25 protein-coding genes are annotated in these 26,478 nt (G+C 72.9%); 15 read left to right on the top strand and 10 right to left on the bottom strand.

Annotated features, from left to right (window positions below):
• Window positions 1–22 precede the first annotated feature (22 nt).
• From ACFYML_RS01885 to ACFYML_RS01875, 3 genes are all read right to left on the bottom strand, one after another.
• Window positions 23–2,074 (bottom strand): glycogen debranching N-terminal domain-containing protein, encoded by a 2,052-nt coding sequence (locus ACFYML_RS01885; RefSeq protein WP_387418798.1) that lies wholly within the window; start codon window positions 2,072–2,074, stop codon window positions 23–25.
• Entirely contained in the window at window positions 2,071–2,463 is a 393-nt protein-coding gene (locus ACFYML_RS01880; RefSeq protein ID WP_387418797.1) for an SCP2 sterol-binding domain-containing protein, read from the bottom strand. The genes ACFYML_RS01885 and ACFYML_RS01880 overlap by 4 nt, the downstream gene beginning before the upstream one ends.
• An 89-nt stretch (window positions 2,464–2,552) precedes the next feature.
• A complete protein-coding gene (locus ACFYML_RS01875) occupies window positions 2,553–2,927 on the bottom strand; it encodes a DsrE family protein (protein WP_073834485.1) in 375 nt (124 codons plus the stop codon).
• Window positions 2,928–2,939: 12 nt separating this feature from the next.
• Here ACFYML_RS01875 and mtfM point away from each other — a divergent pair, with 12 nt between their 5' ends.
• Together mtfM and ACFYML_RS01865 are read left to right on the top strand one after the other, a co-directional pair.
• Window positions 2,940–3,044: a small membrane protein MtfM gene (gene mtfM, locus ACFYML_RS01870; protein WP_274534545.1), complete on the top strand. Its 105-nt coding sequence runs from the start codon at window positions 2,940–2,942 to the stop codon at window positions 3,042–3,044.
• Window positions 3,038–3,646 carry an FABP family protein gene (locus ACFYML_RS01865; RefSeq protein WP_387418796.1) on the top strand — a complete coding sequence of 203 codons (609 nt, stop codon included), beginning with the start codon at window positions 3,038–3,040 and terminating at the stop codon, window positions 3,644–3,646. The genes mtfM and ACFYML_RS01865 overlap by 7 nt, the downstream gene beginning before the upstream one ends.
• 83 nt (window positions 3,647–3,729) lie before the next feature.
• Here ACFYML_RS01865 and ACFYML_RS01860 read toward each other — a convergent pair whose 3' ends face one another.
• On the bottom strand, window positions 3,730–4,593 hold the full coding sequence (locus tag ACFYML_RS01860) for an aminotransferase class IV (RefSeq protein ID WP_387418795.1): 864 nt from the start codon (window positions 4,591–4,593) through the stop codon (window positions 3,730–3,732).
• 69 nt (window positions 4,594–4,662) lie between these two features.
• On the opposite strand from ACFYML_RS01860, the gene ACFYML_RS01855 reads away from it, so the two are divergent.
• From ACFYML_RS01855 to ACFYML_RS01840, 4 genes are all read left to right on the top strand, one after another.
• Window positions 4,663–5,091: a Fur family transcriptional regulator gene (locus ACFYML_RS01855; protein WP_387418794.1), complete on the top strand. Its 429-nt coding sequence runs from the start codon at window positions 4,663–4,665 to the stop codon at window positions 5,089–5,091.
• Window positions 5,088–6,200: a YgfZ/GcvT domain-containing protein gene (locus ACFYML_RS01850; protein WP_387418793.1), complete on the top strand. Its 1,113-nt coding sequence runs from the start codon at window positions 5,088–5,090 to the stop codon at window positions 6,198–6,200. The genes ACFYML_RS01855 and ACFYML_RS01850 overlap by 4 nt, the downstream gene beginning before the upstream one ends.
• 125 nt (window positions 6,201–6,325) lie before the next feature.
• Window positions 6,326–7,153: a 3-keto-5-aminohexanoate cleavage protein gene (locus ACFYML_RS01845; RefSeq protein WP_387418792.1), complete on the top strand. Its 828-nt coding sequence runs from the start codon at window positions 6,326–6,328 to the stop codon at window positions 7,151–7,153.
• Window positions 7,154–7,247: 94 nt separating this feature from the next.
• Entirely contained in the window at window positions 7,248–8,207 is a 960-nt protein-coding gene (locus tag ACFYML_RS01840) for an asparaginase (protein ID WP_387418791.1), read from the top strand.
• Window positions 8,208–8,223: 16 nt separating this feature from the next.
• Here the strand turns inward: ACFYML_RS01840 and ACFYML_RS01835 are convergent, their stop codons facing one another.
• Window positions 8,224–9,021, bottom strand: a complete 798-nt coding sequence (locus tag ACFYML_RS01835) for an alpha/beta fold hydrolase (RefSeq protein ID WP_387418790.1) — start codon at window positions 9,019–9,021, stop codon at window positions 8,224–8,226.
• A 111-nt stretch (window positions 9,022–9,132) separates the two neighbouring features.
• Between ACFYML_RS01835 and ACFYML_RS01830 the strand changes: the two genes are divergently transcribed.
• The 5 genes from ACFYML_RS01830 to ACFYML_RS01810 all read left to right on the top strand — a co-directional run bounded on the left by ACFYML_RS01830 (window position 9,133) and on the right by ACFYML_RS01810 (window position 12,447).
• The gene (locus tag ACFYML_RS01830) at window positions 9,133–9,765 is read left to right on the top strand and encodes a helix-turn-helix domain-containing protein (RefSeq protein ID WP_387418789.1); all 633 of its coding nucleotides are present in this window, start codon (window positions 9,133–9,135) and stop codon (window positions 9,763–9,765) included.
• The gene (locus ACFYML_RS01825) at window positions 9,762–10,421 is read left to right on the top strand and encodes a hypothetical protein (RefSeq protein WP_387418788.1); all 660 of its coding nucleotides are present in this window, start codon (window positions 9,762–9,764) and stop codon (window positions 10,419–10,421) included. Before ACFYML_RS01830 ends, ACFYML_RS01825 begins: the two co-directional genes overlap by 4 nt.
• Before the next feature lie 73 nt (window positions 10,422–10,494).
• Window positions 10,495–10,815, top strand: coding sequence for a DUF2516 family protein (locus ACFYML_RS01820; protein WP_073834475.1), 321 nt, complete (start codon window positions 10,495–10,497; stop codon window positions 10,813–10,815).
• Window positions 10,812–11,699: an alpha/beta fold hydrolase gene (locus ACFYML_RS01815; RefSeq protein WP_387418787.1), complete on the top strand. Its 888-nt coding sequence runs from the start codon at window positions 10,812–10,814 to the stop codon at window positions 11,697–11,699. The genes ACFYML_RS01820 and ACFYML_RS01815 overlap by 4 nt, the downstream gene beginning before the upstream one ends.
• 10 nt (window positions 11,700–11,709) lie before the next feature.
• Window positions 11,710–12,447, top strand: coding sequence for an alanyl-tRNA editing protein (locus ACFYML_RS01810; RefSeq protein ID WP_387418786.1), 738 nt, complete (start codon window positions 11,710–11,712; stop codon window positions 12,445–12,447).
• A gap of 43 nt (window positions 12,448–12,490) precedes the next feature.
• On the opposite strand, the gene ACFYML_RS01805 is transcribed toward ACFYML_RS01810, so the two are convergent.
• Window positions 12,491–13,393 carry a GNAT family N-acetyltransferase gene (locus tag ACFYML_RS01805; RefSeq protein ID WP_387418785.1) on the bottom strand — a complete coding sequence of 301 codons (903 nt, stop codon included), beginning with the start codon at window positions 13,391–13,393 and terminating at the stop codon, window positions 12,491–12,493.
• Window positions 13,394–13,673: 280 nt separating this feature from the next.
• Between ACFYML_RS01805 and ACFYML_RS01800 the strand changes: the two genes are divergently transcribed.
• Window positions 13,674–14,588 carry an SDR family oxidoreductase gene (locus ACFYML_RS01800; protein WP_387418784.1) on the top strand — a complete coding sequence of 305 codons (915 nt, stop codon included), beginning with the start codon at window positions 13,674–13,676 and terminating at the stop codon, window positions 14,586–14,588.
• On the opposite strand, the gene ACFYML_RS01795 is transcribed toward ACFYML_RS01800, so the two are convergent.
• On the bottom strand, window positions 14,572–15,603 hold the full coding sequence (locus ACFYML_RS01795) for a helix-turn-helix transcriptional regulator (protein WP_387418783.1): 1,032 nt from the start codon (window positions 15,601–15,603) through the stop codon (window positions 14,572–14,574). The two genes, ACFYML_RS01800 and ACFYML_RS01795, sit on opposite strands and share 17 nt — an antisense overlap.
• A gap of 63 nt (window positions 15,604–15,666) precedes the next feature.
• On the opposite strand from ACFYML_RS01795, the gene ACFYML_RS01790 reads away from it, so the two are divergent.
• The gene (locus tag ACFYML_RS01790) at window positions 15,667–16,452 is read left to right on the top strand and encodes an EI24 domain-containing protein (protein WP_387418782.1); all 786 of its coding nucleotides are present in this window, start codon (window positions 15,667–15,669) and stop codon (window positions 16,450–16,452) included.
• 43 nt (window positions 16,453–16,495) lie between these two features.
• On the opposite strand, the gene ACFYML_RS01785 is transcribed toward ACFYML_RS01790, so the two are convergent.
• On the bottom strand, window positions 16,496–17,395 hold the full coding sequence (locus tag ACFYML_RS01785; protein WP_387418781.1) for a GNAT family N-acetyltransferase: 900 nt from the start codon (window positions 17,393–17,395) through the stop codon (window positions 16,496–16,498).
• 178 nt (window positions 17,396–17,573) lie between these two features.
• Between ACFYML_RS01785 and ACFYML_RS01780 the strand changes: the two genes are divergently transcribed.
• Window positions 17,574–23,225, top strand: a complete 5,652-nt coding sequence (locus ACFYML_RS01780) for a ThuA domain-containing protein (protein WP_387418780.1) — start codon at window positions 17,574–17,576, stop codon at window positions 23,223–23,225.
• A 66-nt stretch (window positions 23,226–23,291) separates the two neighbouring features.
• Here ACFYML_RS01780 and ACFYML_RS01775 read toward each other — a convergent pair whose 3' ends face one another.
• Both ACFYML_RS01775 and ACFYML_RS01770 read right to left on the bottom strand, forming a co-directional pair.
• Complete coding sequence (locus ACFYML_RS01775; RefSeq protein WP_387418778.1) at window positions 23,292–24,299, bottom strand: LacI family DNA-binding transcriptional regulator; 1,008 nt, start codon at window positions 24,297–24,299, stop codon at window positions 23,292–23,294.
• A 160-nt stretch (window positions 24,300–24,459) separates the two neighbouring features.
• Complete coding sequence (locus tag ACFYML_RS01770) at window positions 24,460–25,215, bottom strand: maleylpyruvate isomerase family mycothiol-dependent enzyme (RefSeq protein ID WP_387418777.1); 756 nt, start codon at window positions 25,213–25,215, stop codon at window positions 24,460–24,462.
• A 70-nt stretch (window positions 25,216–25,285) separates the two neighbouring features.
• Between ACFYML_RS01770 and ACFYML_RS01765 the strand changes: the two genes are divergently transcribed.
• A complete protein-coding gene (locus tag ACFYML_RS01765) occupies window positions 25,286–26,377 on the top strand; it encodes a UDP-N-acetylmuramate dehydrogenase (protein WP_387418776.1) in 1,092 nt (363 codons plus the stop codon).
• Window positions 26,378–26,478: the final 101 nt, after the last annotated feature.

Genomic DNA, 26,478 nt, shown 5'->3' with positions numbered 1-26,478 from the left:
GGCCGCCCTGACCGCGTGGCCGTCAGTGGCCGCGGCTCTCGTCGTGCGGGCTGCGGCTGCGGCCCAGGGCGTCCACCCGGCCCCACCGGCCGGGGATGTCGAGCACCTCCACCCGGCCCATCCCCTCGGGGAGGGCGGGGTCGATGATCAGGTGCTCACCCTGCGGCTCCAGGCCGAGCATCACCCGGAGCAGCAGCAGCGGAGTCCCGGACGACCAGGCCTGCGGGCTGCACGCGGTGGGGTACTGCACCGGGTAGTCGGTGAGGTCCCGCTCGTAGCCGGCGAACGCCTCGGGGAGCCGCCCGTCGAAGTAGCGGGACGCGCTGAGCATCGCGTCGCAGATCCGGCCGGCCTCCTCCCGGAAGCCGTACCTCATCAGGCCCCACGCGATGAACGAGTTGTCGAACGGCCAGACCGTGCCGACGTGGTACCCGATCGGGTTGTACCGGCCCTGGTCGTCCGCGAGGGTACGCACCCCCCACCCGGAGAAGAGGCGCGGCCCGAGCAGGTGCTGGGCCACGGCGGCTGCCCGTGACTCGTCCACGATGCCGCTCCACAGCAGGTGGCCGATGTTGGAGGAGAGGGCGTCGACGTGCCGCCCCTCCGGGTCCAGGGCCAGCGCGTAGTACTCCTTCTCGGGGATCCAGAAGTCCCGGTTGAACCGCTCCTTGAGCGCCGCCGCCTCGCGTTCCAGCTGGTCGGCGTACGTGGGGTCGTTCCAGAACGTCCGGGCCAGTCGGGCGCCGCGCAGCTTGGCGTCGTACGCGTACCCCTGGAGTTCGCAGGTGGCCCGGGGAAACGCGGGCAGCCGGCCGTCGGCGTAGGAGACGGAGTTCCAGGAGTCCTTCCAGCACTGGTTCTGCAAGCCGGTCTCCGGGTTGCGGGTCATGTACCAGACGTATCCGGTGCCGAGCAGGTCGCCGTACGTGTCGATCCAGCTCAGCGCCGCCCGGGTCTCGTGCTCCAGTTGCCGGATCAGCGTGGTGTCCCCGGTCCACCGCTCGTACTCGTCGAGCAGGATCACGAAGAGCGCGGTGGAGTCGGCCGAGCCGTAGTACGGAGAGTGCGGCTGCTCGAGGAAGCCGGCGGTCTCCCCGTACCGCAGCTCGTGCAGGATCTTGCCGGGCTCCTCGTCCCGGAAGTCGTCCACCCGGCTGCCCTGCAGGCCGGCCAGCATGAGGATGGTCGGTGGGACCAGCTCGGGCAGGAAGGGCAGCACCTGCAGCGAGGTGAAGATGCTGTCCCGGCCGAACAGGGTCATGAACCAGGGCAGGCCGGCGGCGAGCAGCCGTACCCCCAGCGCGATCGACTCGTACCGGAGGGCGGCCAGGTCGTTGAGGCTGCGCCGGTACGCCCCGGCCAGCGGCTGGCAGTCGCAGCCGAGTTTCGGGGCCCGCTCGATCAGCTCGTTCTGCTCGGCTTGGATCGCCGCGGCGGTGCGGTGCCCGCCCAGCGGCAGGGTGGTCCGGATGTCCTCCCCCCGGGCGCCGTAGATGATCGTGGTGACCTGCAGCCGGGTGGTCCACTCGCCGTGCGGACCGACCCGGATCCGGAAGGTCATGCCGCCCTCGTCGATGTCGCCCGGCGCGCTCGTGCTGATCACGGTCTCCCGGTGGAGATTCTCCCGCCGGTAGACGAGCCGGAGCTCGTTCGTCCCGGTGCCCGGGGTGGTGCGGCCCTTCTTCTGCCGCTGGTGCTTGATCTCGAAAACGTCGGCGAAGTCGGCGCCGACGTCGAGCCGGAGGTTGAACTCCTGCTCCTGCCCGGCGTGGTTGAGCACGGTCAGCTCCTCCCCGAAGCTGCCGCCGATCGACCGGCTGCGGAGCACCGAGACCTTGGCGTCGAGGTAGTGCGTCGGCTCGCCGGGGACCAGGAAGAACCGGGTCCCGTACGACTGGGAGTCGTCGATGGAGAGCGGATGCAGCCGTTGGCCGTCGAGGGTGAGTATCCAGGTCGAGACGAACCGGGTGTCGAAGGAGAACAGCCCGGTGGGGAAGTCGAAGGACGGCTCGATGTCGCCGCGCTCGTCGCTGACCATGAAGGTGTTGCCGTCCAGGATGCTGACCCGCGTCATTCCGACCGTCCGGCCTGTTCGCGGACGACCTCGCGGGCCACCTCGCGGGGGTCCCGGGTGCCGGGCGGGTCGGGGAAGAACCGGCGGAAGAGGAGGAACAGCAGCACGTTGCCGCTGAGCGTGGCCTCGTTGCGGAACACCGCTGCGAGGGCCGACTCGCGTCCGTCGGCCAGTTCCTCGAACAGGTCGGCGCCGACTGTGAAGGTGGCCTCGGCCGGCCGCTGCTCCCGGCTCACCTGGGCCGATCCGGGCGCCAGCTGCACGTACCAGTGCTCGGTGCGGTTGCCGGTGGTCAGGTCGATCTGGAGAGTGCCGGCGGTGGGGCCGCGCAGCACCGCCGGGGCACGCCTCGGCAGCGCCGCGAAGAACTGCTCGGTCGCCTGGCCCACATCCGAATCGTAGGCAGCAGCCGGACATGTCGGGCCAGTATCAGCTCTCCACCCAAGACGGACATTCTCCCGGGTCGGCCGGGAGACCGTCAGTAGACCAGCGCCTGCGCACCCTCGGCCATCGTCTCCTCGACGAAGACGGCCGCGCCGGCGATGCGTACGCCGGGGATGACATCGCCCTGGCCGATGTCCCGCCGGGCGGCGCACTGCGTGCAGGCGGTGACCTTGCCGGTGGCCAGGATCACGTGCAGCAGCTCGGCCAGCGGCGCGGAGTGCGGGAGCTCGAACTCCTGCGCCCGCCCAGGCAGCGCGAACCAGGTCGACTCCCCGGTGAGCCAGAGCGACACGTCGACCCCGGCGGCCGCCGCCGTGGCGGCGACGGTGAAGGCCTGGGCGCAGCGCTCGGGAGCGTCCGCCCCGGCGGTGGCCTTGACGACGAGAGTACGGGCCATGGCGCCCAGCATAGGATGGCCCGGATGGTTACCGAGATCGGGTTCGTCAGCCTGCTGGTCGCCGGCCTGGGCGCGCTCGCCGGGGGCCTGGTCTATCTGGCCGTGAAGATTTCGAGAGGAAAATGGTGAGCGCGAACACGTCGGACGACAACCCGCTTGCGCCGCCGCCGTGGCTGAACGCGCCGCCGGTCGACTCGTACCCGTACGAGGAGAGCCACGACCTGCGCGTCGGCCCGAAGCTGCACCGGAGCCTGGACGGCCTGCTGCCGTACATCGGGGTGTGGCGGGGGCGCGGCCGGGGCGGGTTCCCGACCATCGAGGACTTCGACTTCGCGCAGGAGGTCCGGATCAGCCACGACGGCCGGCCGTTCCTGTTCTACGAGTCCCGCGCCTGGCTCCTGGACGAGCAGAGCCGCCCGGTCCGCCCGGCCGGCCGTGAGGTCGGCTGGTGGCGCCCGGTGATGGACGGCGACCGGGTCACCGACGAGCTGGAAGCCCTGATAACCACGCCCACCGGCGTGATGGAGCTGCACATCGGCAAGCGCAAGGGCACCCAGATCGAGTTCGTCACCGACGCGGTGGTCCGGACGGCCACCGCCAAGGAGGTCACCGCCGGTGCCCGCCTCTTCGGCATCGTCGAGGGTGCCCTGCTGTACGCCCAGGAAATGGCCGCCGTGGGCCAGCCCCTGAGCCCCCACCTCTCCGCCCGCCTCCTCCGCGTAGCCGGCTGACCCACCGCTCCGGTCCCGTTTCCCCGTCGATCATGAGGTTGGCGGCGGTCTCGATCTCTCCGATGCTGCCGCCAACCTCATGATCAACGCTGTGGGTCGGCGGGGAGGGGGAAGCCCAGGAGGGTTTGGAGGGTGGGGGTTATGGGGGCGTGGGGGAGGGGGGTTTCGTCGAGGGTGCGGATCTCGGCCAGGCCGCGGAGGGACGAGGTCAGCCAGACGCCGTCGGAGGTCGCCAGCTCGGCCGGGGTGACCAGGCGTTCCTCGGCGGTCAGGCCCAGCTCGGTGGCGTGGTCGAGGAGCCAGCGGGCGGTCACGCCGGGGAGCACCCCGGTGGCCACCGCCGGCACGGTGCACAGCGTCGTACCGGCCAGCCAGACCACGTTCGCGCTCGGCCCCTCCAGCACGTAGCCGTCGGTGGAGACCCAGAGCACGTCGTCCACGCCGGCCCGGGCCGCCCAGCGGCGCGCCGCGGTGCTCACGGCGTACGAGGTGGACTTCACACCGACCGGCAGCCAGCCCAGCTCGGGACGGGACCGGGCGGCCACCCCGAGCGGCAGGGTGGCCACGGTCACCCCGTCCCGCCGGGCTCGCCCGGCCTCGGCCGGCACCTCGCCCAGCGTGGCGTACACGGTCGGCGGGCCATCGCCCTCCGGTCCCCGGGTGCAGACCAGCCGCAGCGCCCCCTCCACCTCGGCCGGCCAGCCGGCCCGGATCTCGTCGAGCAACGCGACCAGCGCGTCGGCGGGCGGGAGCGCCAGCGCGATCGCCGCCGCGCCGGCCCGCAGCCGGGCCAGGTGGGCGTCGCGCAGCCAGGGCTCCCCGCCGCGCAGGTGCATGGTCTCGAAGAGGCCGTCTCCGTGCAGCACGCCCCGGTCGTCGCCGCGCAGCACCGCCTCCCCGGCCGGTACGACGCCCCGACCCAGCACGGCCAGCCGCGATGCTCCCACGAGCGCCGAGGGTAGCCGCGTACCACCGCGGCGGCCGGACCGGCGCGGCGGCCGAACTATGATCGGACGGTGTCCGAATCCTCCCTCGCGGAACTGCTCCGCTCCCGTGGGCTGCGGCTGACGGCGCAGCGGCAGCTCGTCCTGCAAGCGGTCATGGACCTGGGGCACGCCACGCCGGAGCAGGTCCACACGGCGGTCCGCGAGGTGGCCGCCGGGGTCAACATCACCACCATCTATCGGACGCTCGAGCTGCTGGAGCGGCTCGGGCTGGTGACACACACCCACCTGTCCCACGGCTCGCCGACCTACCACGCGGCGGGCGAGCACCAGCACGTCCACCTGGTCTGCCGGGAGTGCGGCGCGATCGACGAGATCGAGCCGGAGCTGCTGCGCCCGCTCGCCGACCAGTTGGCCACGCAGCGGGGATTTCAGGTGGACATCGGGCACGTGGCGCTCTTCGGCGTCTGCGGCCAGTGCGAGGACGGGGGACGCAAATGATCGACATCGCGGGAGCGGTGGCCGCCGAGGCGATCGACGAGGAGACCCGGGAGCAGCCGGAGCCGGTGCACCGGGCGGCCGGGGTCGGCCCGGTGGCCGCCCACTACGGCGACCCGCTGCGCGAGCAGCGCACCCTGGCCACCGGCGTCGGCCTGGTCGACCGGTCGCACCGGGGCGTCGTGGCGGTGCCGGGCGAGGAGCGGATCGGCTGGCTGCACACCCTGACCAGCCAGCACCTCGCCGGGCTGGGCGCCTGGCAGGGCACCGAACTGCTCGTCCTCTCCCCGCACGGGCACATCGAGCAGCACGCCATGGTCGCCGAGGACGGCGAGACCACCTGGCTGGACACCGAACCGGGGATGACCAGCGGGCTGCTGTCATACCTGGAGAAGATGCGGTTCTTCAGCAAGGTCGAGCCGCGCGACGCCACCGCCGACCACGCGCTGCTGTCGCTGGTCGGGCCGGAGGCCACCGGCGCGCTCGAGACCCTCGGCGTCACCGGGCTGGCCGCGCCGGACGTGGTCGCGGTGCCGGGTCCGAAGTTCCGCTCCGGTGATCTGCCAGCGCGGCCCTCCGTGGTGTACGACGTCCGGCCGCTGCCGATCGGCGGGTGGGCCCGGCGGGTGCCGCTCGGCGTGGACCTGCTGGTGCCCCGCGACGCGATGACCCAGGTGGTGGACGAGCTGCGGGGCGCCGGCGTGCCGGTGGCCGGGCTGTGGGCGTACGAGGCGATCCGGGTGGCCGCCCGGCAGCCCCGGGCCGGGGTGGACACCGACCACCGCACCATCCCGGCCGAGGTCGACCTGATCGCGCCGGCCGTACACCTCGACAAGGGCTGCTACCGGGGGCAGGAGACGGTGGCCCGGGTGCACAACCTGGGTAGGCCGCCGCGCCGGCCCGTCCTGCTGCACCTGGACGGGGTGACCACGGACCAGCTGCCGGCCGCCGGCACTCCGGTGACCCTGGACGGCCGGACGGTCGGTTTCGTCGGCACCGCGGTGCAGCATTACGAGCTGGGCCAGATCGCCCTCGCCGTGGTGAAGCGCAACGTCGCCGACGACGCCCGACTGCTGGTTGGCGAGACCGCCGCCGCCATCGAGGCGTCGTAAGCCTGCCTTACTGCGCGTCGCAAGCCGGAAATCTTTCGGTTCTATGGGTCAACAGGCACGATTCTTCCGCCTGGCCGCCTCCCGGCCATCGACCGGAGGCAGGTGGGCCGTCTAGGATCGCCAGCATGACCACTGGGACGTTGATCACGGTTGCCCCCACCGGTGCGGAGTCGGCCAAGGCGGACGTGCCGGCGCTGCCGGTGACTCTCGACGAGCTGCTGTTGACCGCCAAGGAGTGCGAGGCCCTCGGCGCCGCCGTGATCCATGTCCACATCCGCGACGACGAGGCGAAGCCCACCCTCGACCAGGGGCGGCTGCGTGAGACCGTGGCGGCGCTGCGCGAGACCACCGACCTGATCGTGCAGCTCTCCTCCGGGGGTGCGGTGACCGACCCGGAGGCCGACCGGCTGGCCGTGCTGGACGCCGGCCCGGACATGGCCTCCTGCACCATGGGCACGGTCAACTTCGGTGATGACGTCTTCCTCAACCGCTGGGAGTTCATCGTCGCCCTGCACACCCGGATGCAGGAGAAGGGCATCGTCCCCGAGTACGAGATCTTCGACCTCGGCCACCTCACCGCCCTCCAGCGCCTGATCGGCAAGTACGGCCTGCCGCACGGCGGGCACGTGCACGTCGACTTCGTGATGGGCGTGCCGGGCGGCATGCCGGGCACCACCGCGACCCTGGTCGCGGCCGAGCAGATGCTGCGCGACCTGCCGGAGGGCACCACCTTCTCGGCCACCGGGATCGGCCGCAGCACCATCCCGGTGCTGCTCGCCTCCCTCTCGGCCGGCGGTCACCTGCGGGTCGGCATGGAGGACACGGTCACCTACGCCAAGGGCCGGCCGGTCGAGTCCAACATGCAACTGGTCGCCCGGGCGGTCGGCTTCGCCCAGCTCGCCCAGCGCCCGCCGCTGACCACCACCGAGGCCCGGCAGCTGCTCGGCATGTAAGCCACGGCAAGCCCCGCACCCCTGTACGCCCGCGGTCGACGCCGCTGGTCACCCCGGTGACGGACCCGCCGGACCCGTCGGTACCGTCCACGTCGTGGGAAAGACGTACGAGGGCGGCGTGCCGCTCGCCGAGGTGGTCCGGTCCGGGTTCGTGGAGGGCGTCCACCGTGGTTCCGTGGCGGTGCTCGACGCCGCCGGCGCGCCGGCGGCCGGGGCGGGGGACCCGACCTCGCCGATCTTCCCCCGCTCGTCCAACAAGCCGATGCAGGCGATCGGGATGCTCCGGGCCGGCCTGCCGCTGACCGAACCGGCCGACGTGGCGCTGGTCTCGGCCAGCCACGCCGGCGAGGAGTTCCATGTGGAGCGGGTCAGCGCGCTGCTGCGCGGCGCCGGCCTGACCGAAGAGGCGCTGCACTGCCCGCCGGACCTGCCGGTCGGCGAGGCCGCCCGGGAGGCGGTGCTGCGGGCCGGGGGCGGGCCGACGCGGACCCGGATGAACTGCTCCGGCAAGCACACCGGGATGCTGCTGACCTGCCTCGCCGCCGGCTGGCCGCTGGACGGCTACTGGCGGCCCGAGCACCCGCTCCAACAGCGGCTGACGGCCGCCGTCGAGGAGTGCACCGGGGAGCGGGTGGCGGCCGTCGGGGTGGACGGCTGCGGCGCGCCGGTGCTCGCCGTCTCGCTGACCGGGCTGGCCCGGGCGTACCTGCGGCTGGTCTCCGCCGAGCCCGGCACCGTCGAGCGGACCGTGGCCGACGCCATGCGGACGTACCCGGAGCTGGTGGGCGGCACCCAGGCGGACGACACCCGGCTGATGCGCGGCGTACCCGGGCTGCTGGCGAAGGTCGGCGCGGAGGGCGTCATCGCGGCGGCGGTCCCGGGGGTCGGCGCGGTGGCTCTCAAGATCGACGATGGCGCCGGGCGAGCCCGGATGCCGGTGCTGGTGAGCGCGCTGCGCCGGCTCGGCGTCGAGGCCCCGGTGCTGGCCGAGTACGCCGAGCTGCCGCTGCTCGGCGGCGGCCTGCCAGTCGGTGGGGTCCGCGCCGTCTGGTGACGCACGCGGCGGCGGCTCAGGGCAGGAAGTCGAGCAGGGCGGCGTTGACCGGTTCGGGGCGTTCGAGCGGCAGCAGGTGGGCGGCGTCCGGGACGTCCGGTAGGCGCGCCCCGTGCGGGGCCTCGGCGGCGATCCGGTCGGCGAGCCGGCGGAGGTCCGCCAGGTCGTCCGCGCCGGTGCCGACCAGCACCGGCATGGCCAGCTCACCCAGCCGGTCGATCGCCGGCGGGTCGAGTTCGCTCACCTCGACGGCGCTGAGGGCCAGCTCGGCGGCGAGTGCCCGCCGGTCCATCTCGTCGGCGAACCGGATCAGCTCCGGATCGACGTCCTCCGGGCGGCGGGTCGGGCCGACTACCCAGAACCGCACCTCGCCGGCCGCGGTCGCGGCGAAGTCCTCCGGGTCCGCCTCGCCGACCAGCTCGTCCCAGAGCTGTTCGGTCTCCTCGGACCACTCGTTGCCGGAGACCGGGGCGCCGAACAGGGCCAGCGCGGAGACCCGGTCCGGATAGGCCAGCGCGGTGTCCACCGCCACCTTGCCGCCGAACGAGCAGCCCACCAGGGCGGCGCGCGCGACGCCCAGGGCGTCCAGCAGCCCGATCACGTCGTCGTGGTGCGCGAACGGGGTCGGGGGCAGCTCGGATTCGCCGTAGCCGCGCAGGTCGGGGACGATCACCCGGTGCCGGGTGGCGAGCGCGGACACTTGGCTCCGCCACATCCGCCGGTCGGCGATGCCGGCGTGGATCAGCACCACCGGGCTGCCGCTGCCGGCCTCGTCGTATGCGAGCATCGCACCATTCACGTCGATCTTGGACACGGGGGAACCGTACGGACCCGACAGCCGGGACGCAACCGGCTATCTGAGACCCTGCTAACTCTGGCAAGCGTTCTGCTTGCAGTAGCTAGCACCCCGCGCTAGCGTGGAGTCATGGCCACCGGTAAGGACCTACCCGACGTCGGCGGGTTCATTCGCGATCTGCGACGCAACGCGAAGATCTCCCTGCGGCAGCTCGCCGAGCAGGCCGGCGTCAGCAATCCGTACCTCAGCCAGATCGAGCGCGGACTGCGCAAGCCGAGCGCCGAGGTGCTCCAGCAGCTCGCCAGCGCGCTGCGCGTCTCGACCCCGGCGATGTATTTGCGCGCCGGGCTGCTGGACGCCAAGGAAGGGCAGGGCGTGCTCGCGGCGATCGCCGTCGACCCCGAGCTGACCATGGCCCAGAAACAGTCCCTCACCCAGATCTACGAGACGTTCCGCCGGGAGAACGCCCGGCTCGCCGAGGCGACCGCCGCGGCGCAGGGCGCCGCCGAGCCGGCCCCGGCCACCGAGCCGACCCCGTCGGCCGGCGCGCCGGGCGAGGCACCGCCGACCGCGGCCACCGTCACGCCGGCCACCGCTGGCCCCGCGACGCCGGACGGCACGCCGACCGAGGGCGTCCTCGAGTCGGTCGCCGTCACCGAGGCGGGTCCCGCGCCCGCCCCGACCGCCGCCGATCCCGAGAGGAAGACCGCCCACCGGGTGGTCCGGAAGGCCGCCGGTGCGGCCGAGGAGGAGAAGTCATGACCCAGCCGAAGACCAACCGCATTCCGGCCCCGCTCTACGCCGCCGCCGGCGCCGGCGAGCTGGCCCTTGAGCAGCTCCGCAAGCTGCCCACCGTGGTCAGCGACCTCGGCACCCGGGTCGTCGCCGAATTCGGCGGCAAGGCTGTCGTGACCGGCGTCGAGCTGCGCCAGAAGGCCACCGAGACGCTGAAGAGCGCCAACGAGACGCTGAAGACCGCAACCGCGACCGGGCTGCGGGAGAAGGCCGTCCCGACCGACCTCGACCTGGACAAGCTCCGCGAGGCCGCCGGCCGCAACGCCGCCGCCGTCCTGGCCGGCGCCCAGGAGCGGGCCCAGGCCGCGTCGGCCCGGGCCGTGGCCGCGTACGCCGAGCTGGTCGCCCGCGGTGAGCGGGTCGTCGGCGCGGGCGTGCTGGAGGCCGCGGACACGGTGAACGCCGACATCGAGGCGACCGGAGCCGCCACCACGCCGGCCGCCAAGCCGGCCGAGGTGCCGACCCCGACCGAGGTGGCCGAGGCCGCCGAGGCCAAGCCGGCCGCCGTGAAGCGCACCCGGGCCACCAAGGCCACCGCCACCAGGGCCACCGCGGCGAAGCCGGCGACCCCGTCGGCGAAGCTGCCGAAGACCACGAAGCGGACCCGCCCCGCGGCCGAGTGAGTCGAACCTGGACCGAGACCCCGGACAGCGTCCTGTAGGACGTTTTCCGGGGTCTCGGCATAAGCTTGCCGGCATGGCCTATGCCGCGCCGATCTTCGCGTTCGAAGTCCGCTACGTGATCGAGCTGATCCTGCTCGTCTTCGCCCTGGTCATCGAGGCTGTCGCCCTGGTCCATGCGATCACCCAGCGCTCCGACGCGTTCGCCGCGATCGGCACCCTGCCCAAGGGCGGCTGGATCGCCATCCTGGCGGTCTGCCTGGTGCTCACCCTGCTCGGGGTCGGGGGCGGGGTGCTGAGCATCTTCACCCTGATCGGCATCGCGGCGGGTCTGATCTATCTGCTGGACGTCCGGGTCGGCTTGCGTGACCTGCACGACGGCCGAGGTTCCTGGTGAGGAGTTTCCGCTGGCCCCCGCCGCCGGACGGCGGTCCCCGCACCTGGGGGCCGGGGCCCGGCGCGCCCCGCACCGGCCGGCCGGCGCTGCCCGAACCGGAGACCGAGCTGGTCGCCACCCCGCACGGCGTACGGCTGGAGCGGCTGGTCACCGGCACCGGTGACCCGGTGACCGTGTTCGCCCACGGGCTCGGCAACGGGATCGCCACCACCCGCCCGTTCGGCAGCGGGGTCATCGGCCGCAAGATCTTCTTCCAGTTCCGCGGGCACGGCCGCTCCGACTCGCCGCCCGGGCCGTGGAACTACCTCGACCTGGCCCGCGACCTGCGGGCGATCGCCGACCTCGGCGGCGCCGCCCGGGCCTTCGGGGCGAGCCTGGGCGCCGGCGCGCTGTGCCGGCTGCTCGCCGAGAGCCCCGAACGCTTCGAGAAGCTGGTCTTCTTCCTCCCGGCCGTGCTCGACAGCCCACGCGGCGAGGTGGCCCGGGCCCGGCTGACCGACCTGCTCGACGCGGTGGCGGAGGGGGACGCCTCCGCCCTGGCCGACGTGGTGTCGCTGGAACTGCCGCCGGCCGTCCGCAACAGCCCGGCCGGCTGGGCGTACCTGCGGCAACGGCTGGACCAACTGCTCCGGGACGGGCTCGCGCCCGGGCTGGCCAGCCTGCCGGACCAGGCCCCGCTGCGGACCGCCGACGCGCTCGCCGGGGTCACCGCTCCGGCGCTGGTGATCGGCTGCGCCGGCGACGACCTGCACCCCGTGCCGGTCGCCGAGCAGGTGGCCGCCGCGCTCCCGCAGGCCACCCTGCACGTGTACGACCGGCCGGGCGTCCTCTGGTCGGAACGCGCCGACCTGCGGGACCGGATCTCGACGTTCCTCAACGGGTAACCTGCCCGGCATGGGCGTCACACACCACGGCCGTACGCATCGCCTCGACCTTGCCGACCCCACCCTGCGGGAGTGGACGTGCACGGTGCTGGCGGCCGATCCCGAGCAGGGCATCGTGCTGGACCGGTCGGCCTTCTATCCGGGCGGCGGCGGGCAGCCGCCGGACCACGGGGTGCTGCTCTGGCAGGGGGTGCAGACCCGGATCGTGAGCACCCGCAAGGGCGACGACCTCTGGCTCATCCCGGCCGAGGGTGACCCGCTGCCGCCGGTCGGCACCGCCGTCACCGGCGCGGTCGAGGACGTCCGGCGGACCATGCTGATGCGTACCCACTCCGGCCTGCACGTGCTCTGCGGGGTGGTGTTCCGGGACTTTGGCGCGCTGGTCACCGGCGGCAACATGGAACCCGGCGAGGCCCGGATGGACTTCAACCTCCCCGAGGTGCCGCCGGACTTCAAGTCGCGGATCGAGGAGCTGGTCAACGCCGAGGTGGCCGCCGACCGGTCGGTCGCCGTGCGGGTGCTGCCCCGGGCGGAGGCGTTGGCCCTGCCGGACATCATCCGTACCCAGTCCAATCTGATCCCGGCGGACGAGCAGGAGGTCCGGATCGTCGACATCGTCGGGCTGGACGTGCAGGCCGACGGGGGCACTCACGTCGCCTCCACCGCCCAGATCGGCAAGGTCCAGGTGGTCAAGGTGGAGAGCAAGGGCCGGGCCAACCGCCGGGTCCGCGTCCGCCTGGTGGACTGACGCGGACTCCCGGCGCGCGAACCGCGCGCCGGGAGCCGCGGAATCAGACCAGGTCGACGCGCTCGCGTTCGACCGGGTAGCCGGCCCGGGCGAAGGCGGCGGCCATCGGGTGGTTGGTCTGGTCGGTGGCCGCGACCACCGCCGTCTCACCGGCCTCGACCAGCAGGTGGGTCGCCTCGACCAGCAGGTCGTACGCGTAGCCGTGCCCCCGCTGCTCGGGCACCACGCCGACGAAGCCGACGATCGCGGTGCTGTGGTTGCGGGCCGGCACGGTCAGGCCGACCAGCTCACCGTCCGGCGTCCAGGCGAGCCGCCACCAGTCGCGCGGGCTGGGCAGCCAGCGCAACAGGTCCAGCTCCTCCTGCGCCGCGGCGTCCGGTCCGGACGCCGCGGCGGTGTGCCGGGCGTGCGCGTCCAGGCTGCCCTCGACGATGCGGCGGAGCACGTCCAGCACGACCCCGTCGTCCGGCTCCGGGCGGAACTCCAGCCGGCCGGGCCGGTCGGGCAGCCCACCGTCCAGGCTCCAGCGGTACCGGTACCGCCACACCAGCACCGCCATGCCGGCCTCGGTGGCGGCCGCGATCCGCGCCTCGGCCTGGGCCCGGACCGCCGGATCCGTGCGCCAGCCGACCGGCAGCGAGATCGTGTACTCGGCCCGCAGCGGCACGGTCCGGAGCAGCCGGACCGCCGCGTCGGCGTCGGTGAAGTCGAACCAGTCGAGCGCCAGGGGTTGGTCGTCGTCCGGCCCGCCCCACCAGGCGGCGCGCGCCACGACGACGTCGTCGCGTAGCGCGATCCAGCTCCACTCGGGGCGGTACTGGCCGTCGGCGACCATGTCGAGGTAACGCTCGCCGAACGCGGCGCGCCCGACGAGACCGGGGTCGGACAGGGAATCGAAGAGCTTCTCCTCGCCCGCGTTGATCGGGCGGATGACCAGGTCGGTCATGGTTTCCTTCCGGGATGCGCGTGCTCCCGTCAGGATGCCCGCGTCCTCGTGACCGGGTGGGAGCACAGCAATGTCGTGACGGACACGGTGCTCACCTCCCTCCGGTCGTCGAGGACGTCCGGGCGAGCCTACCGGCCGGGTGCCGGGACGGCACCTGGATATCGGGCCTCAACGCCGGAGCAGGTCGGGCGGCAGGTGGACGGCCCGGACGTCGAGCAGCCAGCGGATCGCACCGGAAACCGGACTTCCGTTGTCAGGTATCGCTGCCATCGTCGTCCGCATGAGCCAACCGCTGACAGGGAAGATCGCACTCGTCGCCGGGGCGACCCGGGGTGCCGGCCGGCAGATCGCCGTCCAGCTCGGTGCCGCCGGGGCGACCGTCTACGCCACCGGCCGCAGCACCCGGGAGCGCCGCTCCGAGATGGACCGGCCGGAGACCATCGAGGAGACGGCCGAGCTGGTCACGGCCGCCGGCGGCACCGGCATCGCGGTCCCCGTCGACCACCTCGACCCCGATCAGGTACGCCGCCTGGTCGACCGGATCGACGCCGAGCAGGGCCGGCTCGACGTGCTGGTCAACGACATCTGGGGCGCCGAGCCGTTCATCGCCTGGGAGACGCCGCTCTGGGAGCAGCCGCTCGATGACGGTCTGCACGCGCTCCGGCTCGCCATCGACACGCACATCATCACCAGTCACTTCGCGCTGAAGCTGCTGGTGCGCAACCCCGGCGGCCTGGTCGTGGAGGTCGGCGACGGCACCACCGAGTACAACGCGTCGAACTACCGGGTCTCGTTCTTCTACGACCTGGCGAAGACCGCGGTGAACCGGCTGGCGTTCGCCCAGGCCCATGAGCTGCGCCAGCACGGCGCAACCGCGGTCGCGCTCACCCCCGGATGGCTGCGTTCCGAGAACATGCTGGAGTTGTTCGGCGTCACCGAGGAGAACTGGCAGGACGCCCTGGAGAAGCAGCCGCACTTCGCCATCTCGGAGACGCCCGCGTTCGTCGGACGCGCGGTTGCGGCCCTCGCCGCCGACCCGGACCGGGCCCGGTGGAACGGAAGGTCCGTCTCCAGCGGCGAGCTGGCCCAGGTGTACGGCTTCACCGACCTCGACGGCAGCCGTCCCGATGCCTGGCGCTATCTGGTCGAGGTGCAGGACCCGGGGAAGCCGGCCGACGTCACCGGTTACCGCTGACTGCCGGCGCGGCGGTGCCGAGCCCGGACGGCGCCGCCAGGTCCGGCTCGAGGTAGAGCGCGGCCGCGCGACGGGCCGCCTCGGCGAACCGCTCGCGCAGCTCCGGCGGGTCGAGCACCTCCACCTCCGGGCCGAGCGAGAGCAGTTGGGCGTACGCCACCTCGACGGACTCGACGGGCAGCCGGAGCACCATCCGGCCCTGCCCGTCGGGCCCCTCGGCGGCGCCGACCGCCTCGTCGTACACGAAGGGGGCGTCGGCGAGGTGCCGGAGCGCGAGCAGGCCGGCGGGGCTGAGCCGGACGCTGACCTCGGCCCGGAGCATGTCCCGCAGGAACGCCTCGGCCTGCTCCCGCCAGTACGCCCCCAGGTCGAAGCCCTCGTCCCGGTCGAAGGTCCCCCCGCCCACCTCGACGCCGACCACCCGGTCCACCCGGTACGTCCGGTACCCGTCGCCGACCCGGCCGACCAGATACCAGATTCCGCTCTTCAGCACCAGCCCGTACGGCTGGACGGTGCGGGTCACCTCCCGCTCGCCCCGGCGGTAGCGCAGCTCGACCACCCGGTCCCGCCAGACCGCCCGGGCCAGCTCGGTCAACCATGCGGGTGGCTCGCTCTGCCGGAACCAGCCCGGCACGTCGAGGTGGAATCGCTGCCCGGTCCGGGCCGGCGCGTCACGGAGGCTCGGCGGGAGCGCGGCGAGCACCTTCAGCTCGGCGGCGGCGACCGCGTCGGCCAGCCCCATGTCGCCGGCCGGTCCGGGCAGCCCGGCCAGGAAGAGCACCTCCGCCTCGTCCCTGGTCAGGCCGGTCAGCCGGGTCCGGTAGCCGCCGAGCAGGCGGTACCCGCCGGCCCGGCCCCGGTCCGCGTAGACCGGCACCCCGGCGGCGGAGAGCGCCAGCACGTCCCGGTAGACGGTGCGCTCGGAGACCTCCAGCTCGCGGGCCAACTCGGCCGCGGTCATCGTCTCCCGCGACTGCAGCAGCAGCACGAGGGAGATCAGCCGGGAGGCACGCATCCGACCATCCTGCCCGAGTTCGCGCATCCAGGTTGCCGCAGGCGACGACTACGCTGTCCGGTCGTGGACGTACCCCGCCTCGCCGCGCCGGTGACCGGCGCCGCCACCCGCTTCCTCGCCGGCGCCGGCCTGCTGCTGCGCGGCATCGGCCTCTACGTCCGCAGCCCCGGGCTCATGCTGCTCGGCGTCGTCCCGGCGCTCATCTCCGGCGTGCTCTTCGTCGCCGCCTTCGCCAGCCTGCTGTATTTCGTGGACGACCTCGCCGCGCTGGTCACTCCGTTCGCGGACGACTGGTCGGGGGCCTGGCGGGGCCTGGTCCGGGTGATCGCCGGGCTGGCGATCGTGGGCCTGGCCGGCCTGCTCGGGGTGCTCACCTTCACCGCGGTGACCCTGGCCGTCGGCGACCCGTTCTACGAGAAGATCTCCGAGCGGGTCGAGGACCGGCTCGGCGGCACTCCGGGCGCGGTGGAGGTGTCATTCTGGGGATCGTTGCGCCGCAGCATCCTCGACTCGCTGCGCCTGGTGGCGGTCTCCGTGCTGGTCGGCATACCCCTCTTCGCGGCCGGTTTCATCCCGGTGGTGGGGCAGACGGTCGTCCCCGTGGTCGGCGCGGCGGTGGGTGGCTGGTTCCTCGCCCTGGAGTTGGTCGGCGCGGCTTTCTACCGCCGGGGGATGGGACTGTCGGAGCGCCGGTCGCTGCTCAAGGCCGATCGGCCGACCACCCTGGGCTTCGGGGTGGCCGTCTTCGTGTGCTTCCTGATCCCGCTCGGCGCGGTGCTGATCATGCCGGCCGCCGTCGCCGGGGCCACTCTGCTCGCCCGGCGGTCGCTCGGACAGTCCGTCGAGTAGCTCTCCCCGCGCCGTGCCAGGGGGCGTCGGGTCGCCGCCGGCCTCAGGTGAGTTCGCGTAGGCAGGACCACTGGGTGGCCACCGGCCGGTAGCCGAGCCGAGCGTTGACCGCCAGCATCGGCGCGTTCGCCCCGTCGTTCGAGGTGTACGCGACGCGGACGCCCCCGAGCGCGGCCCGGTGCAGCGCGGCCCGCTTGACCAGCCCGGCCAGGCCACGGCCCCGGTGTCCGGGCACCGTGCCGGTGAATGCCGACCACATCCGGTCGCCGTCCCGCTTGACCAGGCTGACCGCGGCCAGCGTGCCGTCCACCTCGGCCACCGTGCTGGCGGCCCGGTCCAGCCCTGGGTTGTCCCAGACCTCGTGGTGCCAGATGTCGTAGCCCATGGCGTCTGTCGGGACGTCGCCCGGTTCGTCCAGCGACGACTCGGCGTCCACCTGGTGGATCCGGCGCGGGTCCAGTTCGGCGGCCGGGAGCAGCCGTACGCCTGGCGGCGGCTCGGGCATCGGCGGGGCCGGCTGCAGGTCGAGCGCGGAGTAGCGCAGCTCCCGGCTGGGCGTGAAGCCGTGCCGGCGGGCGAACGGCAGGGACTCGGGCTGGGACCAGGTGAGCACCCGCCGTGCGCCGATGACGCGCAGGTGACCGAGCGCGGCCGCCAGGAGCGCGGTGCCGACTCCGCGACTCCGGTGCGCCGGGTGTACGTGCAGGGTGGAGATCTCCCCGACGTCCGGCTCCGAGGTCTGGCTGTTCCGGTAGGCCGACGCCCAGCCGACCACCTGCCCGTCCGCCTCGGCCACCCAGGCGGTCCAGTCCTCCTCGGGCGGCGGCTGGGCGATCATGCGCCGGGTCGACTCGACGCCGCGTACCAGGTACGGGTGCACGACCGCGCGGAGGGCCACGACGCCCGGCGCGTCGTCGGGGCGGGCGGGACGGATCACAGGCACGGGCCGACGGTAGCCGCGGCCTCCGGAACGCGCGACGGGTTAATGGCGGCCACTTTCGCCTGTAGATGGAAAAAGTCGCGCACGGTCCAGCAAAACTTTCGTCTCCTGCATCTGTCCTTTGTGTTTCGCGGCCGTTAAGGTCCCGCGTAGAAGCTGGTCGATCGGGTGAGGAGGCGCCGTGTCCCGCAAGCCGTTACGCCGTCTGTTGTCGGCAGCGCTCGGTGCGCTGCTGGCGCTGCCGATAGCCGGGAGCCTCTCGACGCCGGCCTCGGCGGCCGAACCGGGCTTCCGGGCCCTGGTTTTCTCGAAGACCGCGGGATTCCGGCATGACTCGATCCCCGCCGGGATCGCGGCGATCCAGAAGCTCGGGCAGGAGAACAACTTCGCCGTCGACGCGACCGAGGATGCCGGGGCGTTCACCGACGCGAACCTGGCCCAGTACGACGTGGTGGTCTGGCTCTCGACCACCGGCGACGTGCTCAACGCCGACCAGCAGGCGGCCTTCGAGCGGTACATCCGCCAGGGCGGCGGGTACGCCGGCGTGCACGCCGCCTCGGACACCGAGTACGAGTGGCCGTGGTACGGCAAGCTCGTCGGCGCGTACTTCAACAGCCACCCGGCCATCCAGCAGGCCACGGTCAAGGTGGACGACCACGTGCACCCGTCCACCGAGTCGCTGCCGGACCGGTGGGTCCGCACCGACGAGTGGTACAACTACCGCGCCGACCCGCGCGGCGAGGTGCACGTGCTCGCGGCCCTCGACGAGCGGACGTACGGCGCCGGGGCGGGCGCGATGGGCACGAGCCACCCGATCGCCTGGTGCCAGCAGTACGACGGCGGGCGGTCCTGGTACACCGGCGGCGGCCACACCGACGCCTCGTACCGCGAGCCGGAGTTCCTGCGGCACCTGCTCGGCGGGATCAAAACGGCCGCCGGGGCCGTGCCGGCGGACTGCGGGGCGACCGTCGACGGCAACTTCGCGCAGGTGACCCTCGCCAAGGGCGCGGACACCACGGGCGAACCGATGAACCTCGCCGTGCTGCCCGATCGGCGGGTGCTGCACACCTCCCGCGACGGCCGCGTCTTCCTCACCACGCCGCAGGGCGTGACCAGCCTCGCCGGCCGGCTCCCGGTCTACAACCACGACGAGGACGGGTTGCAGGGCATCGGGGTGGACCCCGGCTTCGCCGGCAACGGCTGGATCTACCTCTACTTCGCGCCCCCGCTGGACACCCCGGAGGGGGACGCGCCGAACGACGGCACCAGCGCGGACTTCGCCCGCTTCGACGGGGTGAACCGGCTGTCCCGGTTCAAACTCACCGGCGGCATCCTCGACCTGGCCAGTGAGCAGAAGATCCTCGAGGTGCCGGCCAACCGGGGCATCTGCTGCCACGCCGGCGGCGACATCGCCTTCGACGCGGCGGGCAACCTCTACCTCTCCACCGGCGACGACTCCAACCCGTTCGCCTCCAACGGCTACATCCCGATCGACGAGCGGGCCGGCCGCAACCCGGCGTACGACGCCCAGCGCTCGTCGGCCAACCCGAACGACCTGCGCGGCAAGGTGCTGCGCATCAAGGTGGCCGCCGACGGCAGCTACCAGTCGCCGGCGGGCAACCTCTTCCCGGCCGGCACCGCCGGCACCCGGCCCGAGATCTACGCGATGGGCTTCCGCAACCCGTTCCGGTTCACCGTCGACCCGGAGACCGGCTGGCTCTACCTCGGCGAGTACGGCCCGGACGCCGGCGCCGCCGACCCGAACCGCGGCCCGGCCGGGATGGTGGAGTTCAACCAGATCCGCGGCCCCGGCAACTTCGGGTGGCCGTACTGCGTCGGCCCGAACGTCGCGTACAACGACTATGACTTCGCCACCGGGACCTCCGGGCCGAAGTTCGACTGCGCCGCCCCGCGGAACACCTCGCCCCGCAACACCGGCAAGCAGGACCTGCCCGCCGCGCAGCCGGCGTGGATCACGTACGACGGCGCCTCGGTGCCGGAGTTCGGCGACGGCAGCGAGTCGCCGATGGGCGGCCCGGTCTACCGGTACGACCCCGACCTGAGGTCGGACACCAAGTTCCCCGAGTACTTCGACGGCACGTTCTTCGCGGCCGACTGGGGACGCGGCTGGATCAAGAACGTCCTCCTGGACGACGCCGGCCAGCCGCTCAGCATCAACCCGTTCCCGGAGCAGGTCGTGCGGCCGATGGACATCGAGTTCGGCCCGGACGGCTCCCTCTACGTCCTCGACTACGGCAGCGGCTACTTCGGTGGCGCGCCGGACTCGGCCGTCTACCGGATCGACTACGTCAAGGGCAAGCGCGCCCCGATCCCGGCGGTGAGCGCCAACCCGACGTCCGGGCCGGCCCCGCTCACCGTGGCCTTCTCCTCCGCCGGGTCCCGCGATCCCGATCCGGGCGACTCGTTCACCTACGCCTGGGACTTCACCGACGACGGCACCGTCGACTCGACCGAGCCGGACCCCACCTTCACCTACACCACGAACGGGCAGTTCACCGCCCGGCTCACCCTGACCGACCAGGCCGGTACGACCGGAACGGCGACCGTGCAGATCACGGTCGGCAACACCGCGCCGCGGGTCGAGTTCGCCGCCCCGCCCGCCGGTGGCGTGTTCCAGTTCGGTGACCGGGTGCCGTTCACCGCGCGGGTCACCGACCCGGAGGACGGCGAGATCGACTGCGGGACCGTGCAGATCGACTACGCCCTGGGCCACGACACACACAGCCACGGGCTGGTCCAGACGCACGCCTGCGAGGGGGTGCTCGACACCGTCGCCGAGGACGGCCACAGCGCCGACGCCAACCTCTACGGCGTGCTCGCCGCGACCTACACCGACCGGGGCGCAGCGGGCGTGCCGCCGCTCACCGGGCAGACCCGGCTGGTCCTCCAGCCGCGGGTCCGGCAGAGTGAGCACTTCACCGAGGCCAACGGCATCCAGGTCGTCGACGCGGGTGGCGCGCACGGCGGGAAGCGCGTCGGATACATCGACAACGGCGACTGGATCGCGTTCGACACGTACAACCTGACCGGCATCACCGGCGTCCAGGCCCGGCTCTCCTCCGGCGGCGGGGGCGGCACCCTCGAGTTCCGGACGGACCGGCCGGACGGGCCCCTGGTCGCCAGCATGGCCGTGGCGAACACCGGCGGCTGGGACAACTACGTCAACAGCCCGGTCGTCCCGGTCACCGACCCCGGTGGCACGCACCGGCTCTACCTGGTGTTCAAGGGTTCCGGCGGCGGGCTCTTCGACGTCGACGAGTTCACCTTCCACGGCAAGGGCGTGGCGTCGAGCACCCGCCCGGAGGTGACCGCGTCGGCCGACGTCGCCCAGGCGCAGATCCCGGCGACCGTCAGGTTCACCGCCGCCGGCACCGACCGGGACGGGGACCCGCTCAGCTACGCCTGGGAGTTCGGTGACGGAGCGACGTCGACGGAGCAGAACCCGACGCACACCTACACCAAGGCCGGCATCCACACGGCCAAGGTCACCGCGCGTGATCCGTCCGGGCTGGCCGCGTCGGCCACCGTCACGGTGAACACTTATCGGGTGGCACCGCCGTGCGCAGACCCGTCCGCCGAGGTGAACCCGGACGACGAGTTCACCGGCGAGGTCATCGACCGGTGCCGGTGGTCGGTGCTGCGCGAAGACCCCGCGCGCTACCGGCTCGTCGGCGGGTCGCTGCAGATCGACGCCCTTCCGGGTGACATGTACGGCGGCACCACCGACGCGAAGAACATCCTGCTCCAGGACGCCCCGGCCGGGGCGTGGCAGGCCGTGACGAAGGTGACCATCGACCACACGGACGCATGGGAGCAGGCGGGCCTCATCGTCCACGGCGACGACCCGAACTTCGTCAAGTTCTCGTTCATCAGGACCGACAGCGGGGTGCGCAACTTCGAGTTCATCCAGCAGCAGGGCGGGTCGCCGATCGACGGCGGCGCCGTCGACCGTTCGCCCAACCTGGCCGTGGACTTCCCGCACGCGGTGTGGATGAAGATCACCAGCGACGGGCGGGCGCTGACGGCGGCGTACTCGACCGACGGTGAGCAGTGGACGACCGTCGGCCGGCCGCGGGACCTGTCCGCCGTGCCGAACCCGAAGGTGGGCGTCGCCGCCTTCAACGGCACCGGCAACCCGGCGTCGTTCGACTTCTTCCGGCTCGACGACGCGCCGCAGAACGCCTGCACGCCGACCGCTTTGGAGGCCGGCTACACCAGCCTGTTCGACGGCACCTCGGCGAGCCTGGCCAAGTGGAAGCAGGCCGGGCCGGGCGGGTTCCTGCACGCCGCCGACTGCACCCTGCTGTCGTACGGCGGGCTGGGCCTGCACTGGTATGACCAGAGCTTCCGCGACTACAGCCTGAAGCTGGACTGGAAGATGGCCGGGGACGACAACTCCGGGATCTTCGTCGGGTTCCCGAACCCGGGCAACGACCCGTGGCTGGCGGTCAACCAGGGTCACGAGATCCAGATCGACGCCACGGACGTGCCGGAGAAGACGACCGGGGCGATCTACAACTTCCAGTCGGCTGACCTGGCCGCCCGGGACGCCGCGCTCAAGCCGCCGGGGCAGTGGAACTCGTACGAGATCGTCGTCCGGGGCCAGAGCATCGTGGTCCACCTGAACGGCGTGAAGATCAACGAGTACGTCAACACCGACCCGGCCCGGATGGGGCAGCCCAGCTACGTCGGCATCCAGAACCACGGCAACGGTGACGACGTCTACTTCCGCAACATCCGGCTCAAGCAACTGCCGTCGGACACCGTCGCGCCCACCACCCGGGCGACCACCTCGCCGGCCGAGCCGGACGGTGACGCCGGCTGGTTCCGCTCCGACGCCATGGTGACCCTGCAGGCCACCGACGACGACAGCGGCGTGGCGCGGACCGAGTACCGGACCGACGGCGGATGGACCCGCTACAGCGGGCCGATCCCGGTGACCGGCGACGGCGAGCACACCGTCGAGTACCGCTCGGTGGACCTCGCGGGCAACACCGAGGCGCCGCGGAAACTGGTGCTCAAGCTCGACGGGACCGCGCCCGTCTCCGCCGCGACGTTCGCCCCGCCGGGCGACTCGGGGTGGCACAACGGTGCGGTGCCGGTCACCATCACGGCCACCGACCAGACGTCCGGGGCGGCGAGGATCGAGTACTCGCTCGACGGCGGGGCCTGGACACCGTACGCCGACTCGGTCGAGGTGCGCGGCGATGGCAACCACACCCTCCGGTACCGCGCCACGGACCGGGCGGGGAACGTGGAGGACGTGAAGTCCGCCGTACTGAAGATCGACGGCACGGCCCCGGCGGTCCTGCTCTCCGGGGTGGCGGCCGGCGCGACGTACGGCGACAGCCAGGACGTGCGGATCACCTACTCGGCGACCGACGGCACGTCGGGGGTCACCTCGCTGGTCGGCACGCTCGACGGGAAGCCGATCCTCGACGACACCCTGCTGCCGCTCTACGGGCTGTCGCTCGGCGAGCACACGCTGGCCGTGGTGGCGACCGACGCGGCGGGCAACCGGTCGACCCGGTCGATCACGTTCACCGTGACGACCTCGATCGAGGACATGGGCAACCTGGTGGACCGGTTCCGGGCCACCGGCTGGCTCACTGCCGAGAGCGCCACCCAGCTGCACAAACCGTTGGACCAGGCCGGCAAGTTCGCGGCCAAGGGGCTCAACAAGCAGGCGGTGCGGGAGCTCCGGCCGTTCCGGGACCTGGCGGGTGATCCGAAGGTCGTGCCGAACGCCGAGGTGCGCGCAGTCCTGGTCCGCGACGCGGACGTGATGATCGAGCGGTTGTCCGGGAAGTAGGTCGACGAGCCGAGACGGCCGGGGCCGGGGGTGTCACACCCCCGGCCCCGGTCCGGTGCGTCCCGGCTACGCCGACTCGCGCACCACCAGTTCGGTGGGGAGCAGCAGCGCCTGCGCCACGCGCTCGCCGGCCGCGATGCGCAGCAGTTGCCGGGTCATCGCCCGGCCCAGCTCCACTATCGGCTGCCGGATCGTGGTGAGCGGCGGCTCCGTGTACGCCGCCGTCTCGATGTCGTCGAACCCGACCACCGCCACGTCGTCCGGCACCCGCCGCCCCGCCTCCCGCAGGGTCCGCAGGGCGGCGTGCGCCATCAGGTCCGACGCGGCGAACAGCGCGTCCAGATCCGGTTGTGCGGCGAGCAGTTGTCGCGTCGCCGCGGCACCGGACTCCCGGGTGAAGTCGCCGTACGCGACCAGCTCCGGCAGGCCGGCGGCGGCGACGGTCTCCCGGTAGCCGACCAGCCGCTCGATGCCGGCGACCATGTCCTGTGGGCCGGCGATGGTGGCGATCCGCCGCCGGCCGCCCTCGATCAGGTGCCGCACCGCCCGGGCGACGCCGCCGACGTGATCGACGTCGACATAGGGCACCTCGGCGCCGTCCAGCGGCCGGCCGCTGCACACCACCGGGATGCCGAGTCGGGCCAGCTTGCCGGGCAGCGGATCCTCGCCGTGCAGCGAGGCGAAGAGCACGCCGTCCACGTGCCGGCCGGTGGTGTAGCGCTCGACCCGTTCGTGGCCGGCGGGCGAGCCGGCCAGCATGAGCACGAGCTGCTTGTCCGCCGCCTCCAGCTCCTGCGCGGCTCCCCGGATGATCCCCGGGAAGACCTGGTCGTCGGAGAAGACCCGGGTGGCCGCCTCGGGCAGCACCAGCGCGATCGAGTCGGTGCGCTGGGTGACCAGGCTGCGGGCGGCGAGGTTCGGGACGTACCCGAGCTCCTCGACCGCCTGGCGGACCGCCCGCTGGATCGACTCGGCGACCGTGGTGGAGCCGTTGACCACCCGGGAGACCGTGGCCCGGGACACGCCGGCCCGGCGGGCCACCGCCTCCAGGGTCGGACGCTGGGCCGTCGTCATCCCCGTCACCCCCACCTCGTCACAGCGCTCAAGGCGGCCGGCTACCACCCGGTGCCGGTCGAGCTGAGAGCGACCATACGAGATGGCCGCGCAGGTCGACCCCGCGGGCGATGCCCCGGTGCGGGCACCTTGCGCGAGCCCGGGTGCCGCCCGGGGCGGGTCAGCCCACCCGCAGCCCGTCGAGCAGCCGGCGGTCGCCGGCCACCCCGAGGGCGTCGAGGCTGATCCGGCCCATCAGGGCCAGCAGCAGGTCGCTCGCCGTTCCGGTGACCTGTGCCCGGGCGTGGTGCTCGTCGTGGTCGAGGATGGTGGTGGTGTCCAGCAGGGCCACCCCCTCGCCGCGTAGCCGCAGGTACCACTCCTGGGCGGCGTCGGTCGCGGTCAGCTGCACCACGCCGTGCCACTGGCCGGGCTGGATCCGCCGGCCCGCCGGCAGCCAGGTGTCCAGCACCTCGCTCACCCCGTCGGCCGCGAGCTTCGCCTCGATCGGCTCACCGGCGGCGACGGCGACCTGGGCGTCCCAGCGGTGCACCGCGGTCTCGTGCGCCATCCGGCGCGGCCAGAAGCCCGCCTTCTTCGGCTGCGGCGCGAAGTTCCACGCCGGCGCCTCCGGGTCCAGCCCCTCGAACAGCCGCATGAGCTGGTCGTACTCCTGTCGGTACCACTGCGCCGGGGTGAGGTCCGCCGGCGGGGTCACCGGTTCGCGTACCGGCCTGGTGGTGGTCCCGGCGCTCAGCACCGTGCGGGCCCAGCGGTAGACCCCACAGAGGTGGTGGGCGAGGTCGGAGACCGTCCAGCCGGGGCAGGAGAGCACCGGAGTCTCCAGCGGCGCCTCCGCGACGGCAGCGGCGAAGGCGGGACCCTCCGTCCGCAACGCGCCGATCCAGAAGTCCTTCGTGCCGTGCAGTCTGCCCATCGCAATCCTCCCGGGGGTGACCCGGCCACCAGTGGGTGCCGCGGCTACCCCTCAGCCTAGGGTGAAAGGCGTGTCAGACGTCTACGCCGAACCGACGACCGGAGCCGACCCGACCGACCCGGCCACCCTGGCGAGATACACCACGCTTCGCCTCGGCGGCGCGGCCAGGCGGCTGGAGACCGCCGGCAGCGCCGAAGAAATCGTACAAAAGGTGCAGGACGCGGAGGTGCGGGACGAGCCGGTCCTCATCCTGGCCGGCGGCAGCAACGTGGTGATCGGCGACCAGGGCTTCCCCGGCACGGTGGTGCTGGTCCGGGCCCGGGGGTTCCGGGTGGTCGCCGAGGACGCCGACACGGTCACCGTACGGGTCGAGGCCGGTGAGCCCTGGGACGATCTGGTCGCCGCCACCGTGGCGCAGGGCTGGTCGGGGCTGGAGTGCCTCTCCGGCATCCCCGGCTCGGCCGGCGCCACCCCGATCCAGAACGTCGGCGCGTACGGCCAGGAGGTGGCCGAGACCATCACCGGCGTCCAGGCGTACGACCGCACCCACCACGAGGTGGTACGGATCGAGGCGGGCGACTGCGGGTTCGTGTACCGGGGCAGCATCTTCAAGTACAGCGACCGCTGGGTGGTGCTGTCGGTCGACTTCCGGCTGACCCGCTCCCCGCTCTCCGGCCCGGTGCGCTACGCCGAGCTGGCCCGGGCACTCGGCGTCGAGGTGGGCGACCGGGTGCCGCTGGCCGACGCCCGGACCGCCGTGCTGCGGCTGCGCGCCGGCAAGGGCATGGTGCTGGACGCGGACGATCCGGACACCTGGTCGGTGGGCTCGTTCTTCACCAACCCGGTCCTCGAGCGCGAGGCGTACGAGCTGTTCCGGGAGCGCGCCGCGGATCTCGGCGAGCCGCCGTCCTGGCCGGGCGCGGGGGACGTGGTCAAGGTCAGCGCCGCCTGGCTGATCGACAAGGCCGGCTTCGGCAAGGGGTATCCCGGCCCGGAGGGGGTGGCCATCTCCAGCAAGCACACCCTCGCGCTCACCAACCGCAGCGGCACGGCCAGCACCTCGGCCCTGGTGGCCCTGGCCCGGGAGATCCGCGACGGCGTCCACGACCGCTTCGGCGTGACCCTCCACCCCGAACCCGTCCTAATCAACTGCACCATCTGACCCCACCCCACCTACCCCACCCCACCTACCCCACCCCACCCCCCTCCCCGCCGGCCCTCGGTGATCATGTGGTTAGCGGCGACAAATCGGACACCAGGCGC

Origin of the sequence: Micromonospora sp. NPDC007230 (assembly GCF_042869115.1) — a bacterium.
GTDB lineage: Bacteria > Actinomycetota > Actinomycetes > Mycobacteriales > Micromonosporaceae > Micromonospora.
Note: the sequence above shows the minus strand (reverse complement) of the source record. Positions and strands in the feature narration are given on the sequence as shown.

What these genes read in the sequence shown, in the direction of transcription:
- ACFYML_RS01770 (WP_387418777.1), bottom strand. Translation starts at nt 25,215, where the DNA reads ATGGGCAGACTGCACGGCACGAAGGACTTCTGGATCGGCGCGTTGCGG.
- ACFYML_RS01810 (WP_387418786.1), top strand. Translation starts at nt 11,710, where the DNA reads ATGGGCGTCACACACCACGGCCGTACGCATCGCCTCGACCTTGCCGAC.
- ACFYML_RS01845 (WP_387418792.1), top strand. Translation starts at nt 6,326, where the DNA reads ATGACCACTGGGACGTTGATCACGGTTGCCCCCACCGGTGCGGAGTCG.
- ACFYML_RS01875 (WP_073834485.1), bottom strand. Translation starts at nt 2,927, where the DNA reads ATGCTGGGCGCCATGGCCCGTACTCTCGTCGTCAAGGCCACCGCCGGG.
- ACFYML_RS01825 (WP_387418788.1), top strand. Translation starts at nt 9,762, where the DNA reads ATGACCCAGCCGAAGACCAACCGCATTCCGGCCCCGCTCTACGCCGCC.
- ACFYML_RS01885 (WP_387418798.1), bottom strand. Translation starts at nt 2,074, where the DNA reads ATGACGCGGGTCAGCATCCTGGACGGCAACACCTTCATGGTCAGCGAC.
- ACFYML_RS01800 (WP_387418784.1), top strand. Translation starts at nt 13,674, where the DNA reads ATGAGCCAACCGCTGACAGGGAAGATCGCACTCGTCGCCGGGGCGACC.
- ACFYML_RS01820 (WP_073834475.1), top strand. Translation starts at nt 10,495, where the DNA reads ATGGCCTATGCCGCGCCGATCTTCGCGTTCGAAGTCCGCTACGTGATC.
- ACFYML_RS01805 (WP_387418785.1), bottom strand. Translation starts at nt 13,393, where the DNA reads ATGACCGACCTGGTCATCCGCCCGATCAACGCGGGCGAGGAGAAGCTC.
- ACFYML_RS01830 (WP_387418789.1), top strand. Translation starts at nt 9,133, where the DNA reads ATGGCCACCGGTAAGGACCTACCCGACGTCGGCGGGTTCATTCGCGAT.
- ACFYML_RS01795 (WP_387418783.1), bottom strand. Translation starts at nt 15,603, where the DNA reads ATGCGTGCCTCCCGGCTGATCTCCCTCGTGCTGCTGCTGCAGTCGCGG.
- mtfM (WP_274534545.1), top strand. Translation starts at nt 2,940, where the DNA reads ATGGTTACCGAGATCGGGTTCGTCAGCCTGCTGGTCGCCGGCCTGGGC.
- ACFYML_RS01865 (WP_387418796.1), top strand. Translation starts at nt 3,038, where the DNA reads ATGGTGAGCGCGAACACGTCGGACGACAACCCGCTTGCGCCGCCGCCG.
- ACFYML_RS01775 (WP_387418778.1), bottom strand. Translation starts at nt 24,299, where the DNA reads ATGACGACGGCCCAGCGTCCGACCCTGGAGGCGGTGGCCCGCCGGGCC.
- ACFYML_RS01850 (WP_387418793.1), top strand. Translation starts at nt 5,088, where the DNA reads ATGATCGACATCGCGGGAGCGGTGGCCGCCGAGGCGATCGACGAGGAG.